This window comes from Hymenobacter mellowenesis (assembly GCF_030581005.1).
In the GTDB taxonomy this organism is placed as follows: Bacteria; Bacteroidota; Bacteroidia; order Cytophagales; family Hymenobacteraceae; genus Hymenobacter; species Hymenobacter mellowenesis.
This window is the reverse complement of the sequence record NZ_JAUQSX010000004.1, coordinates 22129-43399: the sequence shown is the minus strand read 5'-3', so window position 1 is coordinate 43399 and position 21271 is coordinate 22129. Positions and strand designations below refer to the sequence as shown.

The 21271-nt window shown below is 62.3% G+C and carries 18 protein-coding genes; 8 read left to right on the top strand and 10 right to left on the bottom strand.

Translation table 11 applies throughout. The features are described from left to right. Positions 1-2: 2 nt before the first annotated feature. Entirely contained in the window at positions 3-527 is a 525-nt protein-coding gene (locus tag Q5H92_RS08655; RefSeq protein ID WP_305011486.1) for an RNA polymerase sigma factor, read from the bottom strand. A 325-nt stretch (positions 528-852) separates the two neighbouring features. On the opposite strand from Q5H92_RS08655, the gene Q5H92_RS08650 reads away from it, so the two are divergent. Together Q5H92_RS08650 and Q5H92_RS08645 are read left to right on the top strand one after the other, a co-directional pair. Continuing rightward, a complete protein-coding gene (locus Q5H92_RS08650; RefSeq protein ID WP_305011114.1) occupies positions 853-1236 on the top strand; it encodes a hypothetical protein in 384 nt (127 codons plus the stop codon). A gap of 95 nt (positions 1237-1331) precedes the next feature. Further along, entirely contained in the window at positions 1332-1718 is a 387-nt protein-coding gene (locus Q5H92_RS08645) for a hypothetical protein (protein ID WP_305011113.1), read from the top strand. A gap of 111 nt (positions 1719-1829) precedes the next feature. On the opposite strand, the gene Q5H92_RS08640 is transcribed toward Q5H92_RS08645, so the two are convergent. The 5 genes from Q5H92_RS08640 to Q5H92_RS08620 all read right to left on the bottom strand — a co-directional run bounded on the left by Q5H92_RS08640 (position 1830) and on the right by Q5H92_RS08620 (position 6246). Continuing rightward, positions 1830-2183 carry a hypothetical protein gene (locus Q5H92_RS08640; RefSeq protein ID WP_305011112.1) on the bottom strand — a complete coding sequence of 118 codons (354 nt, stop codon included), beginning with the start codon at positions 2181-2183 and terminating at the stop codon, positions 1830-1832. Positions 2184-2230: 47 nt separating this feature from the next. Beyond that, on the bottom strand, positions 2231-3217 hold the full coding sequence (uvsE, locus tag Q5H92_RS08635) for a UV DNA damage repair endonuclease UvsE (protein WP_305011111.1): 987 nt from the start codon (positions 3215-3217) through the stop codon (positions 2231-2233). A gap of 164 nt (positions 3218-3381) precedes the next feature. Beyond that, the gene (locus tag Q5H92_RS08630; protein WP_305011110.1) at positions 3382-4083 is read right to left on the bottom strand and encodes a carboxypeptidase-like regulatory domain-containing protein; all 702 of its coding nucleotides are present in this window, start codon (positions 4081-4083) and stop codon (positions 3382-3384) included. 117 nt (positions 4084-4200) lie between these two features. After that, positions 4201-4872 carry a hypothetical protein gene (locus Q5H92_RS08625; RefSeq protein WP_305011109.1) on the bottom strand — a complete coding sequence of 224 codons (672 nt, stop codon included), beginning with the start codon at positions 4870-4872 and terminating at the stop codon, positions 4201-4203. A gap of 129 nt (positions 4873-5001) precedes the next feature. Beyond that, on the bottom strand, positions 5002-6246 hold the full coding sequence (locus Q5H92_RS08620) for a metallophosphoesterase (RefSeq protein WP_305011108.1): 1245 nt from the start codon (positions 6244-6246) through the stop codon (positions 5002-5004). Positions 6247-6373: 127 nt separating this feature from the next. Here Q5H92_RS08620 and radC point away from each other — a divergent pair, with 127 nt between their 5' ends. After that, positions 6374-7105, top strand: coding sequence for a RadC family protein (gene radC, locus Q5H92_RS08615; RefSeq protein WP_305011107.1), 732 nt, complete (start codon positions 6374-6376; stop codon positions 7103-7105). A gap of 241 nt (positions 7106-7346) precedes the next feature. On the opposite strand, the gene Q5H92_RS08610 is transcribed toward radC, so the two are convergent. Together Q5H92_RS08610 and Q5H92_RS08605 are read right to left on the bottom strand one after the other, a co-directional pair. Further along, positions 7347-8066, bottom strand: a complete 720-nt coding sequence (locus tag Q5H92_RS08610; protein WP_305011106.1) for a T9SS type A sorting domain-containing protein — start codon at positions 8064-8066, stop codon at positions 7347-7349. Positions 8067-8198: 132 nt separating this feature from the next. Next, on the bottom strand, positions 8199-10658 hold the full coding sequence (locus Q5H92_RS08605) for a M1 family aminopeptidase (protein WP_305011105.1): 2460 nt from the start codon (positions 10656-10658) through the stop codon (positions 8199-8201). Between the two features lie 93 nt (positions 10659-10751). Between Q5H92_RS08605 and Q5H92_RS08600 the strand changes: the two genes are divergently transcribed. Then, positions 10752-11387: a DUF1684 domain-containing protein gene (locus Q5H92_RS08600; protein WP_305011104.1), complete on the top strand. Its 636-nt coding sequence runs from the start codon at positions 10752-10754 to the stop codon at positions 11385-11387. Between the two features lie 96 nt (positions 11388-11483). On the opposite strand, the gene Q5H92_RS08595 is transcribed toward Q5H92_RS08600, so the two are convergent. Continuing rightward, positions 11484-12227 (bottom strand): ferredoxin reductase, encoded by a 744-nt coding sequence (locus tag Q5H92_RS08595; RefSeq protein WP_305011103.1) that lies wholly within the window; start codon positions 12225-12227, stop codon positions 11484-11486. Further along, positions 12224-12868 carry a sulfite oxidase-like oxidoreductase gene (locus Q5H92_RS08590; protein ID WP_305011102.1) on the bottom strand — a complete coding sequence of 215 codons (645 nt, stop codon included), beginning with the start codon at positions 12866-12868 and terminating at the stop codon, positions 12224-12226. Before Q5H92_RS08590 ends, Q5H92_RS08595 begins: the two co-directional genes overlap by 4 nt. Before the next feature lie 332 nt (positions 12869-13200). On the opposite strand from Q5H92_RS08590, the gene pheT reads away from it, so the two are divergent. The 4 genes from pheT to Q5H92_RS08570 all read left to right on the top strand — a co-directional run bounded on the left by pheT (position 13201) and on the right by Q5H92_RS08570 (position 21249). Then, a complete protein-coding gene (gene pheT / locus Q5H92_RS08585) occupies positions 13201-15636 on the top strand; it encodes a phenylalanine--tRNA ligase subunit beta (protein ID WP_305011101.1) in 2436 nt (811 codons plus the stop codon). Between the two features lie 232 nt (positions 15637-15868). Further along, positions 15869-18889 (top strand): M16 family metallopeptidase, encoded by a 3021-nt coding sequence (locus Q5H92_RS08580; RefSeq protein WP_369811131.1) that lies wholly within the window; start codon positions 15869-15871, stop codon positions 18887-18889. A gap of 302 nt (positions 18890-19191) precedes the next feature. Then, complete coding sequence (locus tag Q5H92_RS08575; RefSeq protein WP_305011100.1) at positions 19192-20691, top strand: hypothetical protein; 1500 nt, start codon at positions 19192-19194, stop codon at positions 20689-20691. A 261-nt stretch (positions 20692-20952) separates the two neighbouring features. Next, positions 20953-21249 carry a hypothetical protein gene (locus tag Q5H92_RS08570; protein WP_243519355.1) on the top strand — a complete coding sequence of 99 codons (297 nt, stop codon included), beginning with the start codon at positions 20953-20955 and terminating at the stop codon, positions 21247-21249. Positions 21250-21271 lie beyond the last annotated feature (22 nt).

Genomic DNA, 21271 nt, shown 5'->3' with positions numbered 1-21271 from the left:
AGTCAATTTTCGATGCGCAGATAAGTCGTTTTCAGCTCGTTCATGGCGCGATGCACGCGCACCTTCACGGCGCCTTCGGTGGTGCCCAGCACCTGGGCTATTTCGCCGTATTTCATTTCCTGAAAGCGGCTCAGCACCAGCACTTCGCGGTGCTCAGGGCTGAGGCGGGCCAGCGCCCGGTGCAGGGTAGCCACTTCCTGGGCGCGGTCCAGACCGGCGTCGGCGGGGGCGCCGCCGGGCAGGTGCTCGGCCACGTCGTCCACGTCGGCGTGGTGCCGGGCGTGGCGGTTTTTCTTCACGTGGTCGGCCAGCACGTTGCGGGCCAAGTGGTACATCCAGGTGCGGAACTCGCCCTCGCCGGTGAAGGTGTGGCGGTATTTCAGCATGCGGTAGAACACGTTTTGCACGAGGTCCTCGCTGGTGTCGGCGCGGCCCAGCATGTGGTAGAGAAAGCCAAAGAGCGGCCGGTGGTAGCGCTCGAAGAGCAGGCCCATCCGGTCCACGTCGCCGGCTTTCACGCGCAGCATCAAGGCATTATCCGATAGCGAGTCCAAGCTGATAACAGGGGGTTGTGAGGGTATTCGGGGGTGGACACCGCGCCAACCGGGGAAGGTTACCGGAAGGTGAACATTTTTTTTGTTGCGTGCCCACTCACCTGCTGCCTAGCCCATGGTTAAGCTTGATATTCAGCCACAAAAACAAAAGCTAAACAGTTGGTATTATGAATATTGTCTTTTGTTTTTCGCAACCCCGGGCCCGCATCTGTCCGTAGAGACAATCCCGCGCCTGCCGCGGCTATTCCTCGCCTCTTTCTCCTTTCCACATTTCCTCTTTTCCAAACTCTTCTTTATCATGAATACCTCCAAAATCTTCCTCGCCGCCCTCCTGACGCTTGGCTTTAGCAGCGCCGCATTCGCCCAAACCACTGCCGGTGGCAACATGGGTACCACCAGCGGCAGCACAGGCGGCGCCATGACGACCTCCGGCACCACCAGCGGCACCATGGGCACCACGTCGGGCACCACCAGCGGCACCATGCGGACCACCAGCGGCACGATGGGCACCACGTCGGGCACGATGGGCACGACCAGCGGCACCATGGGGACCACATCGGGCACCATGCGCACGACCAGCGGCACCATGGGCACTACTTCCGGCAGCACCACGGGCCGCATGAAATCCAAAGGCAATATGAACAACGGCAGCGGGAAAACCAAAACCAAGCCCATGAACTAACCCTTTGCGGCTCAAGGCCGTATAAAAGCCAGAAACCGGCTGTTTCTTCCGAAGCAGCCGGTTTTTTTGTTTTCTTCCTCCTCCCCTCTTCACCCATGAAACCGTTCCTGCTAGTTGCCGGGTTGCTGCTCAGTGCCGCCGCCCAGGCCCAAACCGTTCCCTTCGACCCCTCGGCGCCGGTGCGCGGCGGCAGCCAGGGTCAGACCACCATTCCGCCCGTCAACCCGGCCCTGAACCAAAGCACCATCCAGGGCCCGCCCGACATGCAGCGCACGCCCACCAACCGCGACGCTCAGATGAGCCGCCCCTTGTCGAACCCCGGCGGGGCCATCATCCCGGCCGGTACACCGGAGCTTTCGCCCACTTCCGTGCCCGATGTGCGCGAGCAGCCCATCATGCGCGACGTTCGCCCCCGCCAGTCGTCCGACATCGTGCCCAGCCGCTCGCGCCGCAGTAGCAGCAGCAATGTGCCGCGTCAGTAGGGAGCTAATAGTACGTCATGCTGAGCGCAGCCGAAGCATGACAACCCGATTGAAGACAAAAAGCCCCGGCCAGTTACTGGCCGGGGCTTTTTGTTTGAAACACGCGGATACCTACTTCTTGTTTTTCGCGGCGTGGGCCAGCAAGTCGCTGCCGTGCTTGCGCAGCAGGTCGGCCAGTTCCTGGAGTGGCTTTTTCAAGTCGTCGGCCGCCTGCTTGCTCACCTGGCTGGTCTGGTCGCCGAGCATGGAGAGCGAGTTGCCAATAGCTGTGGCACTCAGGGCGCCGCTGGTGAGGAGCGACTGCAGGTTGCCGATTTCGCGGGCAATGTCCTGCAGGCCGGGCAGGCCGCTTTGCAGAAACTGCTGCTGCCAGGTTTCAGTGTTGTCCATGGCCGAGCCCAGGGGCAGGCTGGTGAGGCCGTTTTTGAGGGCGCTGATGGTGGCGAGGAGGTGGTCGGAAGGCATGGTTGGTGGGTTTGTGGATTGGTGAGTTGGTGGATTACCGACAACGGTTAGCTGACAACCTTTTTAGGGGCGCGTTTGGCTTTGGCGGGTGCGTTGGGGTCGGGCGGGAGGTTCAGGGGCGGCTCGGGCAGGTTGGGCGCGGGCGCGCTCAGGCCCCGCTCGCGCAGAATGGCCACGGCGCGCAGAGCACTAGCTTCCTTGTTTTTGATTTCGAGCATGATGTCGAAATCGAGGCCGTGCAGGTGGGTCAGGAATTCGCGGAAGGAGTCGTCCACCAAGTCGTCGGTGTGCTTGCCTTTGCGCTCGCCCAGGGCCTGCGAGCTGTAGTCCATCATGGGCACACCGTCGGCGGTGGGGTGCCAGGTGCCAGCGGCCAGGCGCAAGGCCTCGGCCATGGGCTCGCCGTGGTTGAGGCACTCGTGGTGGAAATTATCGAACAGAATGGGCACGCCGGTCAGCTCGTGCAGGTGTAGGCAGTCGCGCAGCGAGAACAGCCGGTCGTCGTTTTCGACTACCACCCGGGCCTTCACGACTTCGGGCAAAGTGGCGTGCACCTGCGCAAACCGGCTGATGGCCAGCTCCCGCTCGCCATACAGCCCGCCCACGTGAATCTGGAGCTTGGCCGTGCCGTCGAGCCCCATCAAGTCCTGCATCGAGCCCTGATACACCAGCTCCTGAATGCTGCGCCGCACAATGTCGGGGCTGGGCGAGTTCAGCACCACAAACTGGTCGGGGTGGAAGCTCACCCGCAAATCATTGGCCTTGATGTAGTCGCCGATTGCGCGGAATTCGGCGGCGAAATGGGTTTGCCAGGGAAAGGTGTTGATTTCGTGCGAGCCGAAGGGGACGATGCCCGAGCCCATGCGGAAGAAGAGCAGACCCTGGCTCACGTTCCATTCCAGCATGCGGCGCAGGCAGGCCAGATTGGCTGATACGGCCGTAATGAGGCGTTCGTCGGAATAAGAGGCTAGCCGGAAGGTATTGGCCGCGCTGCAGTCCATCGCCTCATTCACGCAGGGATACCCGATTTTCATCTTCGGGCTTACGACGGTTATCAACGAACAGTTATTGGAAAAACCAGAACGTCATGCTGAGCGCAGCCGAAGCATCTTTACCGCCATACTAAAATGAATTAGTTGCGCGGTAAAGATGCTTCGGCTACGCTCAGCATGACGTTCCTAATTGGTTCGTTCAAGCCCTACGGCTCGTAGCCGCGGTTGTCCCTGAAGGCTTTGTTGTATTGGGCGCGGGCTTTGCGGCGCTTCTCAGCGTCCAGTTCGGCCTGGATTTCCTCCATCTTGCGGCGCTGCTTGCCTTCGCGCGAAAACTGGTCGTAAATCAAGCTGATGGGGCTGGCAATGGTGGGCACCGGGGCCTTGGGCGCAGTCGAATCGACGGCGAAGAGGGGCTTGGGCGCGGGTGGGCGCTTCACGCCGCTCACCACGGGCGGCTTGGGACGCTTGATGTTGCGCAGGGCCCGGTTGATGATAGCGCGGTCGGCGCGGTCGCTCACCACTTCCACCTCGCCCAGCTGCACGCTGTCGCGCGCCAGCTGAATGCGCACCACCAGCTGCGATAGGCCGGTGCCGCCCATGGGCAGCTTCTGGGTTTTGAAGCCGAGGGCACGGAACAGCACGGTGTCGGTGGGCAGCACGTCGAGGCCGAAATTGCCGGTGGCATCGGTCACCACGCCGCGGCGGGTGCGCTGCACCTGCACGGTGGCGCCGGGCACGGGCAGGCGCGAACCGGCTTCGGCCACGCTGCCGGTCAGGCGCACCGTGTTGGGGGCCTGGGCGCGGGCCGCGCCGGCGCCCAGCAGCCACAGCATGGCCAGCAGCCACAGCCGCTGGCTCCGTTTGGGCCAAACACCACGCACACAGAGCACTACTTTCGCAAACATCAATAAACTACGCACAACCTGACTACAAAGTAGCAACCCAATGAGCCAAAAAAAACCTGCCCCGTTGCAAGGGCAGGCTTTTCTACGATGGTTCGGCCGATTGCATCGACCAAACCCTTAATTTTTTACTTTGGTGCCGTCGGCGTCTTTGGTTTTCACCTTGCCGTTTTCTTTCACCTTGATTTTGCTGCCGTCATCGGCTTTGGCTTTCATTTTCGAAACGCCCGCGGCGGTGCCGCTCATGCCGTTGTCGGTGGTCGTGGTGGTGGTTTCTTCCGTGGTGGTCATCGTCGAGGAAGACGGGGCCATGGAGCTCGCCGTGTCCGACATCGACGAAGACGACATGCTGGCATCATCGGAGTAGTTGCTGTCGTCGTAGGTCGAGCGGCTCGATTCGTAGGCCTGGTACTGGGTGGGGTCCACGAAAATCACTTTGAATTCCTGGTCCTCGGCCATCCGCTCGTCGCGCATGGCGGCGGCCATGCCGGTGGTGTCGGTGGTGTATTTGCTACGCATGTCGTTCATGCGCTTGTAGCGGTTCACGTACGCGGTGCGGATTTTGGTTTTGGTGGCCTCGTCCGTGATTTTCATGTTGGCCACCATTTTATCGGCAATCTGCTGGGCGCGGGCCTCAATCTGGGCGTCCGTCATGGGGCCCGTGGTGGTCGTGGTCGTGGTGGTCATCGTCCCATCGGCCGGGGTGGTCGTGGTTTCGGTGGTTTTCTCCTGCGAGCAGGAAGCCAGCGACAGGGCAGCAGCGCCCGCGAGAATCAAAAGGGAATTTTTCATGAGAAGTAGTTAAAAGACAACCGTAATGGGTTTGGGGGCGCTTTACGGCAATATCCGGATAGATGTTACTTTCAGAAAAAGAACCTTATAAATAGAACGCTCAGCATGACCGTACTTTTATCAGCTTAGCTACGCCCGCCGCAGCTCAAACACCGTGATTTCGGGCAGGAAGCCTACCCGGCCCGGGTAGCCCAGAAAGCCCAGCCCGACGTTGACATATAGTTTCTGGCGGCCTTGCTCGTAGAGGCCCGCCCACTGCTTGTAGGCGTACTGCACGGGGCTCCACTTCAGAAAGGGCAGGTTGAGGCCGAACTGCATGCCGTGGGTGTGGCCGCTGAGGGTGAGGTCGATGTCGGGGTAGTTCAGGATGTGCGATTCCCAATAAGAAGGGTCGTGCGAGAGCAGAATTTTGAAGGGCGCGTCGCCGCTGGCGGCGTGGGCCTTGGGCAGGTTGCCGTAGGTGTGAAAGTTGAGATGGGAGCTGCTGTTCTGGATGCCCACGATGGCAATTCGGTCGCCGCCGCGCTCAATAAAGCGAGTTGTATCGTTGAGCAGCGTCCAACCCATTTTGGCGTGGTTCTGCATCAGGCGCTCCAGGTTTTGGCGCCACAGGGCGCGGTCGTCGCGGAATTCGGCCACGTAGTCGCCGTAGTCGTGGTTGCCGAGGCTGGAGAAGATGGGCAGGTCGGACTTAATTTTGGAGAGGGCCGGGATGTGGGGCTCCACTTCCTCGGCGCGGTTGTTCACCAAGTCGCCGGTCATCAGGATGAGGTCGGCGCCCTGGCGGTTTATCATGGCCACGGCCCGCTCCAGCGGCTCGGTGGAGTTGAAGCTGCCGGTGTGCAGGTCCGAAATCTGGAGCACCTTGAAGCCGTCGAATCCCGCCGGCAGGTTGGGAAATTTGAGCGTGACGCGGCGCACGGTGTAGTCGGTGGCGCCTTTGGCCATGCCCCACAGCAGCCCAACGAACGGGATGGCGCCTAGCCCCAACGCCAGCTTGGCAATGAACTCGCTGCGCGGAATGGCCGCGCCCTCCGTGCCGGCCGGGCTTTTGGCGGAGTTGGCCAACCACCGCACCAGCCGCGTGAGGTCTTCGAACAGCAGCGGAATGAGAATGACCAGCTTGGCGGCCAGCAGCAGCAGCGGCAGGCTCATGAGGTAGCTTTTGAGGATGGTGTGGCCATTCTGGCGGGTGCTGCCGGCCCAGATGGCCAGGCCCCACACGGCTACCGTGAGCACCCAATACCCAATATTTACCCCGCGCCGGGCGCTCGGCGACAGGTGCTGCGCCACCGTGCGCACCGCCTGATACCCATACCATTCGGCCAACACCACCAGCCCCAATACCAAACACAACACCAACGGATTTCGCATATTCTGAAATAGAAGCCTTAGATGGCCCGGCTGCTTAACGCCGTAGCGGGCCGCAGGTTTAAACGCGCCGCGTCGGCTTTTGCTTTACATTTAATCGACTTTTTACCCTCTACCACTCCCGCGTCGCATGGAACCGCTTGACCGTCTGTCCGAACCAGCCCCCGCCTACCCCACCCCCACCTCCGGCATCAAGAGCTGGGCCGAGGACGACCGGCCGCGCGAAAAGCTCGAAAGCAAGGGCCGCGCCGCCCTCTCCGATGCCGAGCTGCTGGCCATCCTCATCGGCTCGGGCACCACCAAGCTTACGGCCGTGGATGTGGGCAAGCTCATGCTGCAGGGCGTGGGCAACGACCTCAACGCCCTGGCCCGCGAAAGCGTGAAGCAGCTCTGCCGCCACCCCGGCATCGGCCCGGCCAAGGCCATCACGGTGGTGGCCGCGCTGGAACTGGGCCGCCGCCGCAAGGAAGCCGACGCACCGATGCGCGCCACCATCACCTGCTCGCGTGACATCTACAACCTCATGCGCCCGCACCTGCTCGATTTGCCGCACGAAGAATTCTGGGTCATCCTACTGAACCGGGCCAATGTGGTGATGCGCAAAACCGCCATCAGCCGCGGCGGCGTGGCCGGCACCGTGGCCGACCCCAAAATGATTTTCAAGGAAGCCCTGGAGCAGCTGGCCAGCAGCATCATCCTGGTGCACAACCACCCCAGCGGCAACCGCAACCCCAGTGGTGCCGACATCCAGCTCACCAAGAAGCTGAAAGAAGCCGGCGGCTTTTTGGATTTGCCGATTCTCGACCACCTGATTTTCGCCGAGCAGGGGTACTACAGCTTTGCGGACGAGGGGATTTTGTGATTCAATAGCTGCTGGCTGAAACTCACGATTCAGCCAGCAGCTATTGAATTATAGGCTCTGCCAATGTCAATACATTGGCGTTTAAGAAACTCGTCTTCTAACGGCTTTCCGTAGACGTTCGAGTAGCAGACGAGTTTCGTGAACTCAACAAAGGCAGCAAAGCTATTTCCTAGGCCTTCGCAGAATGCCTGGGCTGTATACCATAGCATGCTGTATACCATAGCATTTCAAGGAAAGGTGCCTATAATTTAACCACTCTACTGGCGAGGCCGGTGGCGGGGTCGCGCAGCAAATAGAGGCCGACGGGTAATGTGCTGACGTCTAGGGGTTGCCCGGATACTGTGCCGGCACGCACCGTCTGGCCCAGCCGATTGAGCAACTGGTAGCCCTGGCCAGGGGTGCCGTGCAGGGTTAGCCAGTCGGTCGCCGGGTTGGGGGCGGCGTGCAGAGCTACGCTGGGCCGGGCCGTCATTGTGGGCAGTGGTCCGGTGGCAGCCGTCACGGTGAGGGTGTAGCCGCTACAGGTTGTTCCATCGATGGAGGAGACCACCAGCACCAGCGTTTCGCCGGCGGCGGCCTCGACCGAGCAGGAGCGCGTCGCTGGGGTGCCAACATACATGTTGTTGTCGGCCCGGTAGTTGGTGGCTAGGTTGGCGGGGTCGAAGGTGCCGGTGTACGCGCTGACCAGCAGGCCGGCCCGCACTTCGGTGCAGGTCGGGTTCAGGGCGAGAATAAAACACATTGGGCTGGCGACCGTGTTGATAATCGTGTGTGTGGCGTAGAAATACCGGCCGTTCTGCGTGGGCGGATTCAGGCCCGGGAACGGCTTGGGGCTGGCGCAGGTAGAAACGGTGCCCGTGGTACGCATCATCTGATTGAGCGTGGGGCTGGTGGCGGGGAGTGTGCCGGTGAAGACGTAGGGGAATTGGGCAAAGCCAGTACGGCTGATTACCAGTAACATGACCAGAAGTAGCGAAATTTTCATGCGCGGAAGGAATGAGTTGCCCCCCTTGACGCAAAAACTGCACCGAAGCACCCTATCGCAGCGCTTCTCGTTCAAGAAAAGGGTCGTTTAAATGTATGAGCGAATCCACTACTTCGCCACCTCAATGGCCCCCACCGCCTGCTCCACCAGGCCTGCCACCAGCGCCGCATTCGGCCGTTGCGCCTGCCGCTGCTGCACCTGCCGCAGCAAGCCTATGATGCGGCCGGCATCCACGTAGGGCTTGAACTCCACGGTCAGGTCGCGGATGCGGGTGATGCCTTCGGTGAAGGCCGTGGGGTCGTCGAGGCGGCCGAGCATTTCAAACAGGCCGCCCAGCATCTGGAAGCGGCCGTTGGGGTCGGCGGCGTCGTATTTGGCGCGCACCAGCGGCCACTGCGCGGCGCTGCCGGCCGTGCCGTACACTGTCACGAGGGCGCTGGTGAGGGCACCTTTGTTATCGGCCTCGAAGGCGGTGGCGCGGGCCAGGGCCTGCGCGGGGTTTAGCGGCAGCAGGGCTTCCAGGGCCGCGCCCTGCACCCGGTACGAGGGGCTGCCGAGGGCTTTGGTAAAGAGCGGGGCGTAACGCTTTTCTTTGAGCGTGCCCAGCGCCGCGAGGGCCCGGGCTTGCACCAGCGGGGTGGCATCGGTGGCGGCCAGTTTCTCTAGTAGTGGAGTGGCGGCTTTGCGGAGCGGCGCGTTTTTGAGGTCAAGCAGTTCAATGGCCATATCGCGCAGGGCGGGCGACTTATCGGCCAGCCCGGCGAGCAGGATTTGCTGCGCGATGGGGTCGGCGGGTTTGTCGCCGGCGGCGCGCAGGGCTTCGCGGCGGTCGAGGTAGTGAGCGGCGTGGCGCTGCTGGTAGGCAAATTCGGTTAGCGACTTGTGGTCGGTTTTCTGCCATAGCAGCACGTTTTCGGCGTCCACGTTCACTAGGTCGGGCCGGGCAGAGAGGGGCATGGTGAAAGTTTGCGTGGCCTGAGTCATCATCACGGGCTGATGAATAGCTCGGCCGCCCCCGTAGTAGTCGATGGTAAACGGCAGCTGGAAAACCGGGCCCGCCTGGATTTGCTTCACCGTCACAGACTGCGTTTTGCGGGCCGCGTCCCAAGCGTAATCGATGGTAACGACGGGGTGGCCCGCGCCGAAATACCACTGGTTGAAAAACCAGCTCAAATCCCGACCCGAAGTCTCTTCCAGCGCCAAGCGCAGCTGGTGCGCTTCGCCGGTGCCGAAGGCGTTCTGGGTGAGGTAGCGTTTCAGGCCCCGGAAGAAAACGTCCTCGCCCAGGTAGGCGCGCAGCATGTTGAGGATGCTGCCGCCCTTCTGGTAGGTCACGTTGTCGAACATATCCTCCTTGTCGGCATACCCGAAGTACACCAGCGGGCGGGCGTAGTTGGCGGGGTTGCGCAGGTAGGTGCGGCGGCTGCGCTCGGCCTGCTCCTGGCCGGCGTCGGGGCCGTGGGCGTGCTCGGCCCAGAGCACCTCGCTGAAGTTGGCGAACGACTCGTTCACGGTCAGGTTGCTCCAGCTTTCGCAGGTCACGTAGTCGCCAAACCAGTGGTGGAACAGCTCGTGGGCAATTTCGCGCTCCACGCCGGCGTATTCCCAGTCGAGCAGCTCGCGGGCCGTCCCCTGGGCCTGCTCGCCAAAGAGCGAGGCCGAAGCGTTTTCCATGGCCCCGGCCACGTAGTCGCGGCACACCACCTGGCTGTATTTATTCCACGGAAAATCCACGCCGAGGCGCTGCGAGAAAAACTCCAGCATCGCGGGCGTCTGCCCGAAAATCTGCTTGGCCTGGGCCGCATACCGGGGTTCGAGATAATAATTTACCTCCTTGCCGCGCCAGCTGTCTTTGGTGATGCGGAAGTCGCCCACGGCCAGCATCACCAGGTAGGGCGCGCAGGGCTCGGTGAGTTGCCAGGTATCGGTGCGCAGGCCGGGGCCGGCGGGCGCCTGGCGGGCGAGGCGGCCGTTGCTGAGCGTGACGTACTTGGCCGGCACGGTCAGGCTAATTTCGGTGGTGGTTTTCTGGTTGGGCTTGTCGATGGTCGGGAACCAGGCCGAATTCGATTCCGACTCGCCCTGCGTCCAGATTTGCACCGGCTTGCCGGCCACGGCCGAGTCGGGGTTGATGAAGTACAGGCCCTTGGCCTGTCCGATGGCCGCGCTGCCCTTGGCGTCCAGCTCGTCGGGTTTGGCTATGTAGTCGAGGTAAACCGTGTAGGCCTGGCCGGCACCCACGGCCTGGGGCAGATGAATGAGCAGCTGGCGCCGGTTGTAGTCGTACTTCAGCGGCGTCCGGCTGCCGCCCTGCACCAGCGCCACGGCTTTGATGTCCATGCCCTTGGCATCAAGCCGCAGCGAATCGGTGGCCGTGCCGTGCGGCTTGAGCGTCAGTTCGGCCTCGCCGTAGAGGTAGCACTTGGCGTAGTCGAAGCGCACGTTCAGTTTGGTATGCACCAAATCATTCACCCGGCGGACGGCTTCGTGGTAAGGTTGCGGGGCCGGTTGTTGGGCGTGGGCGGGGGCAAAAGCGGCCAGGGCCAGCAGGAGCAAGTAATTTCGCATGCGGCGAAGTAAGGGCCCGCCAAGTGGCCGGCCCGGCCATTGATGCAGGTGTGGGGCCGGGCGTTGCCTTACTTGTCAAAAATTCAGCTGAATATGATTAAAAAACTCGCGCTGGCGGCGGCCATTATCGGCATTATTATTTACTGCATCAGCGGCTTGAGCTCCGAGGCCGACGTTTATGCTGCGCAGCTGCAAAAGTTTCGTAGCGAGAAAAACCGCTCGTTCCGGCAGTCATCGGATTCGCCGCTTTCCACGGAGCAGAAAGCGGCTTTCGACAGCCTGAAATATTACGGGCCCGAGGCGGCCTACGCCTTTCACTGTACCCTTACGCGCAATGCCAACGCTGATACCGTCCTCATCCAAATGAGCGACAACCGCAGCGAAAAGTACCTGCGCTGGGGCGAGGCCGCCTTTTTCCCGCCGCTCGATTTGGCCGTGGGCACAATGGACATTGCCACCCGCCTCACGCTTTTCCGCAAAGCCGACGGCCGCGATTCCACCCTCTTCGTGCCCTTCACCGATAACACCAACGGCCGCGAAACCTACGGCGGCGGCCGCTACCTCGACGTGCCCCTGCCCGCGCCCGATTCTACCGGCCTCACCCTCGATTTCAACCGCGCCTACAACCCCTACTGCGCTTATAATAATGACTACAGTTGCCCCGTGCCGCCGGCCGAGAACCGCCTGCGCGTAGCCATCCCGGCCGGCGAAAAGTCGTTTCACGAGTAGAGGCGCAATATTTTGCGTCTCATCGTCCGAACCGCGTGGGTTCGTTCTCTCATCATCGTTCAACAACGAGACGCAAGTATGCGTCTCTATATCGTGCTACCCACCCGTCGGCCCGAACCGCTCGGTGCGAATAGCCGCATCCGGCAAGCCCTGCGCCTGTAGCAGCGTGGCCGCGCTTTCCACCAGGCCCGTGGGGCCGCACACGTAGCACTGCGGCGGGCCGGGCAGGTGGGCCACGGCCTCCGCCAGCATCGCCGCATCGAGGCGGCGGCGGTAGCCGGCCCAGCCGGGCGGCGCCTGGCGGGTGTAGGTGAGCAGCAGCGTGAAGCTGGGGTCAGCAGCGGCCAGGGCCTCTAATTCCTGCCGATAAATGACTTCTTCCGGTGTGCGCACGCTAAACAGCAGCACGGCAAGATTGCGTAGGCCGGTGCGCTGGCGGTGGCGCAGCATGGCCATCAGCGGCACCACGCCCGAGCCGCCGGCTACCAGCAGCAACGGGGCATCGGGCGGGCCGGCGGGCCACACGAAATAGCCGCCGATAGGCCCGCGCACTTCCAGCTGGTCGCCCACGGCCACGCCGTCGAAGAGGTAGCCGGAGACTTCGCCTTCGGCAATCAGCTCCACGGTCAGCTCGATTTCGCCAGTTTGCTCCGGGGGCGAGGCCACGGAGTAGCTGCGCTCGGCCTGGTAGCCGTCGGGGGCGGTGAGGCGCAGGTCGTAGTGCTGGCCGGCGCGGTGAGCAGTCCATTGCGGCAGGCGTAGCGTGAACGTTTTCACGTGGGGCGTTTCGGGCCGAATGGCGGTTACGGTGGCCAGCTGCCAATCAAGCAGCCGGCTCACAGGCGGAAGTGGGCTTCGTCGGGCGCGTCGGGGTCGTCGCTGCGGTAACGCTCCTCCTTCCACGGGTCGCCGCGCATGCTGTAGCCGTTGTCTTCCCAGAATCCGGGCTCGTTTTCGGCCATGAAGCGCAGGCCCTGCATCCATTTGGCGCTTTTCCAGAAGTAGAGGTGCGGCACCACCAGCCGGGCCGGGCCGCCGTGCTCGGGCGCCAGCGGCTTGCCGTCGTATTCCAGGCCGATGAAGGCTTGGCCGTTGCGCAGGTCGGCCAACGGCAGGTTGGTGGTGTAGCCACCGTAGGAAAAGGCCATCACGAACTTTGCCTCGGGCTTGAGTTGCACGTGTTCGAGCAGGGTATCGAGGCTGACGCCGCGCCACTTGGTGTCGAATTTCGACCACTTCGTGACGCAGTGAATGTCGGGGTTGAATGACTGCATGGGCAAGGCGCTGAACTCGTTCCAGCTCCATTTCACGGGGTTTTCCACCAAGCCTTCGAGCCTAAATTCCCAGTTCACCAGCGGAATGCGCGGCGTGGGGCCGGCCGTGAGTACCGGAAAATCCGGGGTTTCGTACTGGCCGGGCGGCAGCTTGTGCGCGCCATCGGTGGGCCGCTTGGCGTGGAAGCCTTTGTTGATGAAGGGCATGTATGGAAGGCGTTTGGTGGTTAGAAGAACGTCGTACTGAGCGCAGTCGAAGCATCCCTACCACGCCGGTTGTCATGCTGACGAAGGAAGCATCTTATTACGACCTGACGACTTATTTTGAAGTGGTAAGGTCCTTCGGCTCAGGATGACAACCGGCGCGGTAGAGATGCTTCGGCTGCGCTCAGTATGACGTTTTGAATATGCCGACCAGTTCAAACCGGCCTCAAGCAAATATATGCCAGCACCCTCCAATTCAGTCATTTTGCCCCGCCGTACCTTTGCCCCGTCGTCCGCCCTCCTGACAACGGACCACCAATAACCGACAACGACCCATGCGTATTTCCCTCGACTGGCTTAAAACCCTCATTCCGACCGACAAACCCGCCGCCGAGATTGGCGCCCTGCTCACCGGCTCGGGCCTGGAAGTGGAGAGCCTGGAGGAGTTGGAAAGCATTCCCGGCGGGCTGCGCGGCGTGGTGCTGGGCACCGTGCTCACCTGCGAGCGCCACCCCGACGCCGACAAGCTCAGCCTGACCACCGTGGACGTGGGCGATGGCACCCCGCGCCAAATTGTGTGCGGCGCCCCCAACGTGGCCGCCGGCCAGCGCGTGGTGGTGGCCCTCGAAGGCGCCACGCTGCACCCCGCCTCCGGCGAGCCGTTCAAAATCAAGAAAAGTAAAATCCGCGGCGCGGCCTCCGAAGGCATGATTTGCGCCGAGGACGAAATCGGCCTGGGTGAGTCGCACGCCGGCATCATGGTGCTCGACACCGACCTGCCCAACGGCACGCCCGCCGCCGACTACTTCGGCCTGGGCTCCGATACGGTATACGAAATCGGCCTCACGCCCAACCGGGCCGATGCCGCCTCGCACTACGGCGTGGCCCGCGAGCTGCGCGCCTTGCTGCGCCAGCCCTGCCACCTGCCCGATGTGAGCGGCTTCGCGGCGCCGGAGTCGGCGGCGAACAATATTAAAGTCACGATTGAGGACATTGAAGCGGCTCCGCGCTACGCCGGCTTGCTGCTGGAAAACGTGCACGTTGGCCCCTCGCCGGAGTGGCTGCAGCGCCGCCTGCGCAGCATCGGCCTCTCGCCTATTAATAATGTGGTGGACGTGACCAACTTCGTGCTGCACGAGCTGGGCCAGCCCCTGCACGCTTTCGATGCCGACCAGATTACCGACGGCCAGATTCGCGTGAAGCGGGCCGAGGCCGGCGAGAAATTCGTGACGCTGGACGGCGTGGAGCGCAGCCTCAAAGCCGAGGATTTGGTGATTGCCGATGCCCACGGCGCGCCGATGGCGTTGGCTGGCGTGTTCGGCGGCCAGACCTCGGGCGTGAGCAACGCCACTACCCGCGTGTTCCTGGAAAGCGCCTACTTCGGCCCCGCCGCCGTGCGCCGCTCCTCCCAGACGCACCAGCTGAAAACCGACGCCTCCTTCCGCTTCGAGCGCGGCACCGACCCCAACATGGTGCCCGTGGCACTGAAACGGGCGGCGCTGCTGCTGCAGGAAGTGGCCGGCGCCACCATCGCCGCGCCGGTGGTGGACGAGTACCCCGCACCCGTGCCGCCGGCCACCGTGCGTCTGCGCCTGCCCCGCGTGGAGCGGCTGGTAGGGCAGTACATCGCGCCCGAGCGCATCCGCCAGATTCTGACGGATTTGGACATTGAAATCAGCGAAGAGAACCCCGACGCCGGCGACCAGGATACCTGGACGTTGACCGTGCCGCCCCACAAAGTGGACGTGACCCGCGAGGCCGACGTGATTGAGGAAATCCTGCGCATCTATGGCTACAACAACGTGGCGCTGCGGCCCAACAACTCGGCTTCCTTCCTGGCCAAATTCCCGAACCCCGACCCGGAAGTAACGCGCGTGAAAATTGCCTCGCTGCTCAGCGGCCAGGGCTTTTCGGAAATTCTGACCAACTCGCTCACCAACTCGCTGTACTTCGAGAAAGAAGGCGAGGCGAATGATTCGCTGGTGCGCATCCTGAACTACAACAGCGTTGATTTGAACGTGCTGCGGCCCACGCTGCTGCACTCGGGCCTGGAGATTATCCGGCACAACATCAACCGCCGCCAGCGCGACCTCAAGTTCTACGAGTTCGGCAAAACCTACGCGCAGAACGAGAACGGCAAGTACCAGGAAAAGAACAAGCTGGTGGTTTACCTGACGGGTAACGCCGCCGGCGAAACCTGGCAGCACAAGTCCGAAAAAGCCGCCTTCCACGACCTGGCGGGCGCGGTGCAGCAGGTGCTGGCGGCCCTGGGCTTCTCGGGGGCGGCTTCGCAGCCGGTGCAGCACGAGTACCTGGCAGGTGGCCTCACGCTGCTGGTGCACAACCAGCCGCTGGCGCAGTTGGGCGCGGTTTCGGCCTCGGTGCTGAAGCGGCTCGATGTGACGCAGCCGGTGTGGTACGCGGAGCTGGATTGGGACGCGCTGAGCAAGAAATACAAGCCCACGCTCACGGCCCGCGAGCTGCCCAAATTCCCGGAGGTGCGCCGCGACCTGAGCATCGTGGTAGACACGGCCGTGACCTTTGACCAGCTCCAGCAGATTGCCCGGAAGACGGAGAAAAAGCTGCTGCAAAGCATCAACGTGTTCGACGTGTACGCCGGCGAGAACCTGGGTGCGGGCAAGAAGTCGTACTCGGTGAGCTTCACGCTGCAGGATTACGGCCAGACGCTCAGCGAGCAGGCCATCGACCAAGTGATGCAGAAGCTCATTCAGCAGTTTGAAAAGCAGGCCGGCGCGCTGATTCGGAAGTAAGTTTCGGTCAAAGCTGGTTGGCAAGCCCTGGCATCTGTGACAGATGCCAGGGCTTTTTCAATTTTTATCCCGCGTGGGCGTAATCCCGACGCAACCCCGCCGATATACTTTTTGACCTTGCTGCGCAAGCTCAACCACACCGCGCTTTCCCGTGAATAGTTGCGTTGGAAGCCGTAAGTTGCAGCCTGAATTACTACGCTCCATTCTAACTTCTTCACCTTTTCCTCCAAGAATGAACCTTCGTTTTCTCTCAACCCTGGGCCTGGCCCTGATGACGACGGCCAGCTTCGCGCAGCAGAAGCCGGCTGCCAAAGCTCCCGCCGCAAAAACCGCGGCCCTGATGACCACGCCCGGCGGCACCAAGCTCATCGAGAAAGTGACCAAACAGCCCGGCCAGGTTTCCATTCCCTACGAGAAGTACGTGCTGGCCAACGGCCTCACGCTCGTGGTGGCCGAAGACCACTCCGACCCGCTGGTGCACGTCGACGTGACCTACCACGTGGGCTCGGCCCGCGAGCAGATTGGCAAGTCGGGCTTCGCGCACTTCTTTGAGCACATGATGTTCCAGGGCTCCGACCACGTGGGCGACCAGCAGCACTTCAAGCTGGTGACGGCCGCCGGCGGCACCCTGAATGGCTCGACCAACCAGGACCGCACCAACTACTTCGAAACGCTGCCCAGCAACCAGCTCGAAACCGGCATGTGGCTCGAAGCCGACCGCATGGGCTTCCTGCTCGACGCCGTGAGCCAGAAGAAATTCGAAATCCAGCGCTCAACCGTGAAAAACGAGCGGGGCCAGAACTACGACAACCGCCCCTACGGCTTGGCCAGCGAGTACATCTCGAAGACACTCTATCCCTACGGCCACCCCTACTCCTGGCTCACCATCGGCTACCTCGAGGACCTCGACCGCTCGAACGTGGACGACCTCAAGAACTTCTTCCTGCGCTGGTACGGCCCCAACAACGCCACCCTGACCGTGGGCGGCGACGTGAAGCCCGCCGAAGTGGTGAAGCTGGCCGAGAAATATTTCGGCTCCATCAAGCGCGGCCCGGCCGTACCGGTGCAGAAGTTGCCCGCGCCCGTCCTCACCCAGGACCGCTACGTGAGCTACACCGACAACGTGCGCTTCCCGATGCTGCAAATGGTGTTCCCGACGGTGCCCAACGGCCACCCCGACGCCGTTGCTATCGATGCCCTGGCCGAAATTATCGGCAGCGGCAAAACCTCGCTGCTCTACAAAAACCTGGTGAAAACCCAGAAAACCGTGCAGGCCCAGGCCTACCAGCAGAACTCGGAGCTGGGCGGTTTCCTCGATTTCGTGGCCCTGCCCTTCCCCGGCAAAACCCTCGACAGCACGGAGGTCATCATCCGCAACACGCTGAAAGAGTTTGAGAAACGCGGCGTGACCGACGAGGACGTGCAGCGCTTCAAGGCCCAGACCGAAGCCCAGGCCATCAACGGCCTGGCCAGCGTGCAGGGCAAGGTGAGCCAGCTCGCCGCCTACCAAACCTACTTCAACAACCCCAACTACCTCACCGTTGAGCTGAAAGAGCTGCGCGCCCTCACCAAGGCCGACGTGCAGCGCGTGTACGATAAGTACGTGAAGGGCAAAAAAGCGGTGATTCTGAGCGTATTGCCCAAAACCGGCGGCGTGGCCGCGGCCAAGCCTGACAACTATACCATCGACAAGTCGGGCTACAAAGCACCCGACTACGGCTACGCCGGCCTGAAATACGTGAAGCCGACGGATAATTTCGACCGCAGCAAGCAGCCCGCCGCCGGTGCCAACCCGGTGGTGAAAGTGCCTGCGCTGTATCAGGAAACCCTGCCCAACGGCCTGAAAGTGGTGGGCACCAAGAACGCCGAGATTCCGGCCGTGACCATGCGCCTCACCATCCGCGGCGGCCACCGCCTGGAGCAAACCATGCCCGGCAAAGCCGGCATTGCCCAGCTCACGGCCAGCATGCTGAACGAGGGCTCGGAGAAGTACACCGGCGAGCAGTTCTCGGCCGAGCTGGACAAGCTGGGTTCGAGCGTGTCGGTGAACGCCGGCGACAACGAAACCACCGTGTACGTGCAGAGCCTGACCAAGAACCTGCCCGCCACCATGGCTCTGCTCAACCAGCGCCTGCTGCACCCGCGCTTTGACGCGGCCGATTTTGCCCGCGTGAAAAAGCAGCAGATTGAGCAAATCGCCAACTTCGCCAACCAGCCCGCCGTCATCGCCGACCTGACCTACAACCGCCTGTTGTATGGCACCAGCAACATTGCCGGCACCTCAGTAGCCGGCACCACGGCCTCGGTGAGCAGCCTCACGCTCGACGATGTGAAGAACTTCTACAACACCTACTACGCCCCCAACGTGAGCTCGCTCGTGGCCGTGGGCGACCTGGACCAAGCCACCCTCGACGGGCAGCTCGGCTTCCTGAAAAACTGGGCGAAGAAGGACGTGACCATTCCGACCGACATGGCCGGCGTGCAGCCCGACAAAACCACTGTGTACTTCGTGAACAAGCCGGGCGCGGCGCAGTCCGAAATCCGGGTGGGCTACCTCACCGACATGAAGTACGACGCCACCGGCCAGTACTACAAAGCCGGCCTGGCCAACTACCTGCTCGGCGGCGCCTTCAACTCGCGCATCAACCTGAACCTGCGCGAAAACAAGGGCTACACCTACGGCGCCCGCTCGGGCTTCGCGGGCACGCGCTACGCGGGTCCGTTCACGGCCTCGGCCGGCGTGCGCGCCGATGCCACGGCGGCTTCGGTGAAGGAATTCATGAGCGAAATCTCGAACTACCCGAACGGTATTTCGGATGAGGAGCTGGCCTTCGTGCAATCGTCTGTGGGCCAGAGCGACGCGCTCAAGTACGAAACCGGCCAGCAGAAAGCTGGCTTCCTGGCCCGTCTGGTGGAGTACGACCTGCAGCCCACTTACGTGACGCAGCAGACCGAAATCCTGAAAAACCTGAAAAAGGAAGACGTGCAGGCCATTGCCAAGAAATACCTGCCGGCCGATAAAATGTACATCGTGGTGGTAGGCGACGAAAAGCAGCTGCCCTCGGTACAGGCCCTGGGCTACCCCGTGGTGCAGCTCGACCTGGAAGGCAAGCCCGTGGCATCGGCCGAAATGCAGAAAATGCCTAATTCGGCGCCGTCCCAGATGGCCATGCCCGTCACCGACGAGAAAATCAAGGATAAAACCGACGACGGCGGCAAGCTGAAGGTGAAAACCAAGAAAGGCAAGGGCTAGCCCTCGCGCTAACCCGGCCTGCTAAAACCGGCTACCCCAAGCGAATTCTTTTCGCCGCGGGTAGCCGGTTTTTTTTATGGGCTACTTCTGTTTCGGTCCGACCTCCCCAGGTGGTCCGACCGGTTGCTGTCCCAACGACTCGTTCAACCATCAATCGGTCGGACCACCTGGGGAGGTCGGACCGGAACAGGCGTCTACTGCTGCCCAGCCGCTTAAAATCAGGTATTTCTACCTGTAAACAGGAGCTAAATAAGGTAGAGCTTTGACCAGAATTTTTCACCACTCTCCAAAGCCCCTTTTTCATGAGAAAGAGCTACCTATTGCCCGTCGTGCTAGCGGCTTGCACGCTGATATCCAGCTGTTCTTCGCAGGAAACCAAGAAAGAAACCACCACCGACGCGCCCGTTGCCGGCGCCGAACCCACCGCCGACCTGCCGGGCATTCAGCCCGTGCCGCTGCCCGACCCAGGCATTGCCGGCTTCCAGTTCCCGCAGGACAGCACCACCATCATGGGCTGGGTGGCGGCCGGCAACACCACCGCCATCAGCCAGCACGGCTGGGGCATCTGGACGGCCCTGACCAGCCTCACGACGCAGTCGTACGGCGGCGCCCGGCTGCGGGTGTTCGAAACCTGGCACACCAAGGCCGAGGTCAACGCCCTCATGTATGAGAGTGCGGCCCGTCCCGCCCAGTTCAAGGGCCTGGAAGTGCGGCCCCTGGCCAGCATCCGGCGCACCCTGGACCGGCCGCGCCAGTTCAGCCGCGACCCCAAGCTGCGCGCGCTGGCCACCGGGCACCGCGTGAGCGACGGCGCCGATACCACCGTGGTCGAAACGGTGAGCTACAGCCCCGAAGCCGCCGCCACCCTGGTGCAGCAGAAGCTCTTCCGGCCCGATACCCTGCAGCAAAAGCTCAACAGCGGCCAGCGCGCCGTGTCGGGCTTCTCGGCCCGGGCCACGGCCATCAAGCCCGTGTATGAGATAGTGCCGGCCTCGAAGGGCGGCACGCTCTACAAGATGAAAACCTGGACCGGCAGCCCGGCTACCCCGCCCGCGGGCGGCTTCTACCAGTCGCTGTGGTCGTCGTGCGTGTACGTGGACCCGCTCAACCGCGTGAAGCCGAACAAGCAGCAGGGCAACCCGCCCTTCAGCTGCTCCGGCTCGACGCCCACCAACACCTTCAACATCAACGACTTTATTCACTACAAGCTCACCGCCGCTGAAGCCGCGGCCTTCAACAGACTGCAGGGCGACAGCGTGGCCCAGGCCGGCGACTTCGCCATCCTCGTGGCCATGCACATTGCCACCGACGAAATCAACAACTGGACCTGGCAAACCATGTGGTGGACGCCCAATCCCGACCGCGTGCCCGACCCCAGCTCGGCGGCCGTGGTGGCGGCCCGGCCCGCGCAGCTCACCGGGGCGCCGCGCCACTACGCCATGTCCATTGCCTACCAGATGGTGAACCCGGCCCAGCCGCCGGTGCCCAAAGACGGCATCTACGTGGGCGCGTCGGCTTACACCTTCAACCCCTACCTCGAAGCGCCCTTCAGCAGCAGCACGTTTACCCCATATAAGGCCCTGTTGCGCACCAAGGGCGTGGTGGTGAACAACAACTTCGGCGTCCGGACCAACTGCATGAGCTGCCACATGCAGGCCTCCTTCGGCTCCGACGCCACGGACCCGGGCTACATCGGCGACACCTACGTGGCCCGCGGCATGCCCCGCTTCAACGGGCGCCTGCGCACGGCCTTCCTGTGGTCGATACCCGACGTGGCGCGCGACAACGCCAAGCGCAAATAGCGCGCTGGTTGAATAGGAGTTGGCAACAACCTCCTGAACGTCATGCTGAGCGCAGTCGAAGCATCTCGCGTGTGGTAGTAATCCAATCGAAAGGATTCACTATTGCAGTAGAGCTGCTTCGGCTGCGCTCAGCATGACGTTCTTTTTTTGCGTGGCTCTCCCCGAAACCAAACCTGCCTGAGATACAAGCCGCGAGCAAGCGCGGGGTAAAGCGTAGCTTTCGGCGCGCCGCTTTATCTTCACGCAAAAATTTACTCGACCGTGGCCTCCTCCCAACAGCTTGCGCAACTCGACCGCCTGGAGCGGCAGATTACCACCTTAGTGGCTGCCTATCAGGAACTGCGCGAGGAGATGGCCGACGCCACCACCACCATTCAGCAGCTGAAGGCCGACGTGCGCGAGAAGGACCGCCAACTCAAGGAGCGCCAAAACCAGGAAAATATTGTTAAACTTGTACACACCATAGCTGGGGAACCCACCCACGCCAACGAACTTAAACTACGCCTCAACGAATACATCCGCGAACTGGACAAGTGTCTTGCCTATTTGAGAGACTAACCCACTGACCCTCCCCTCCCCC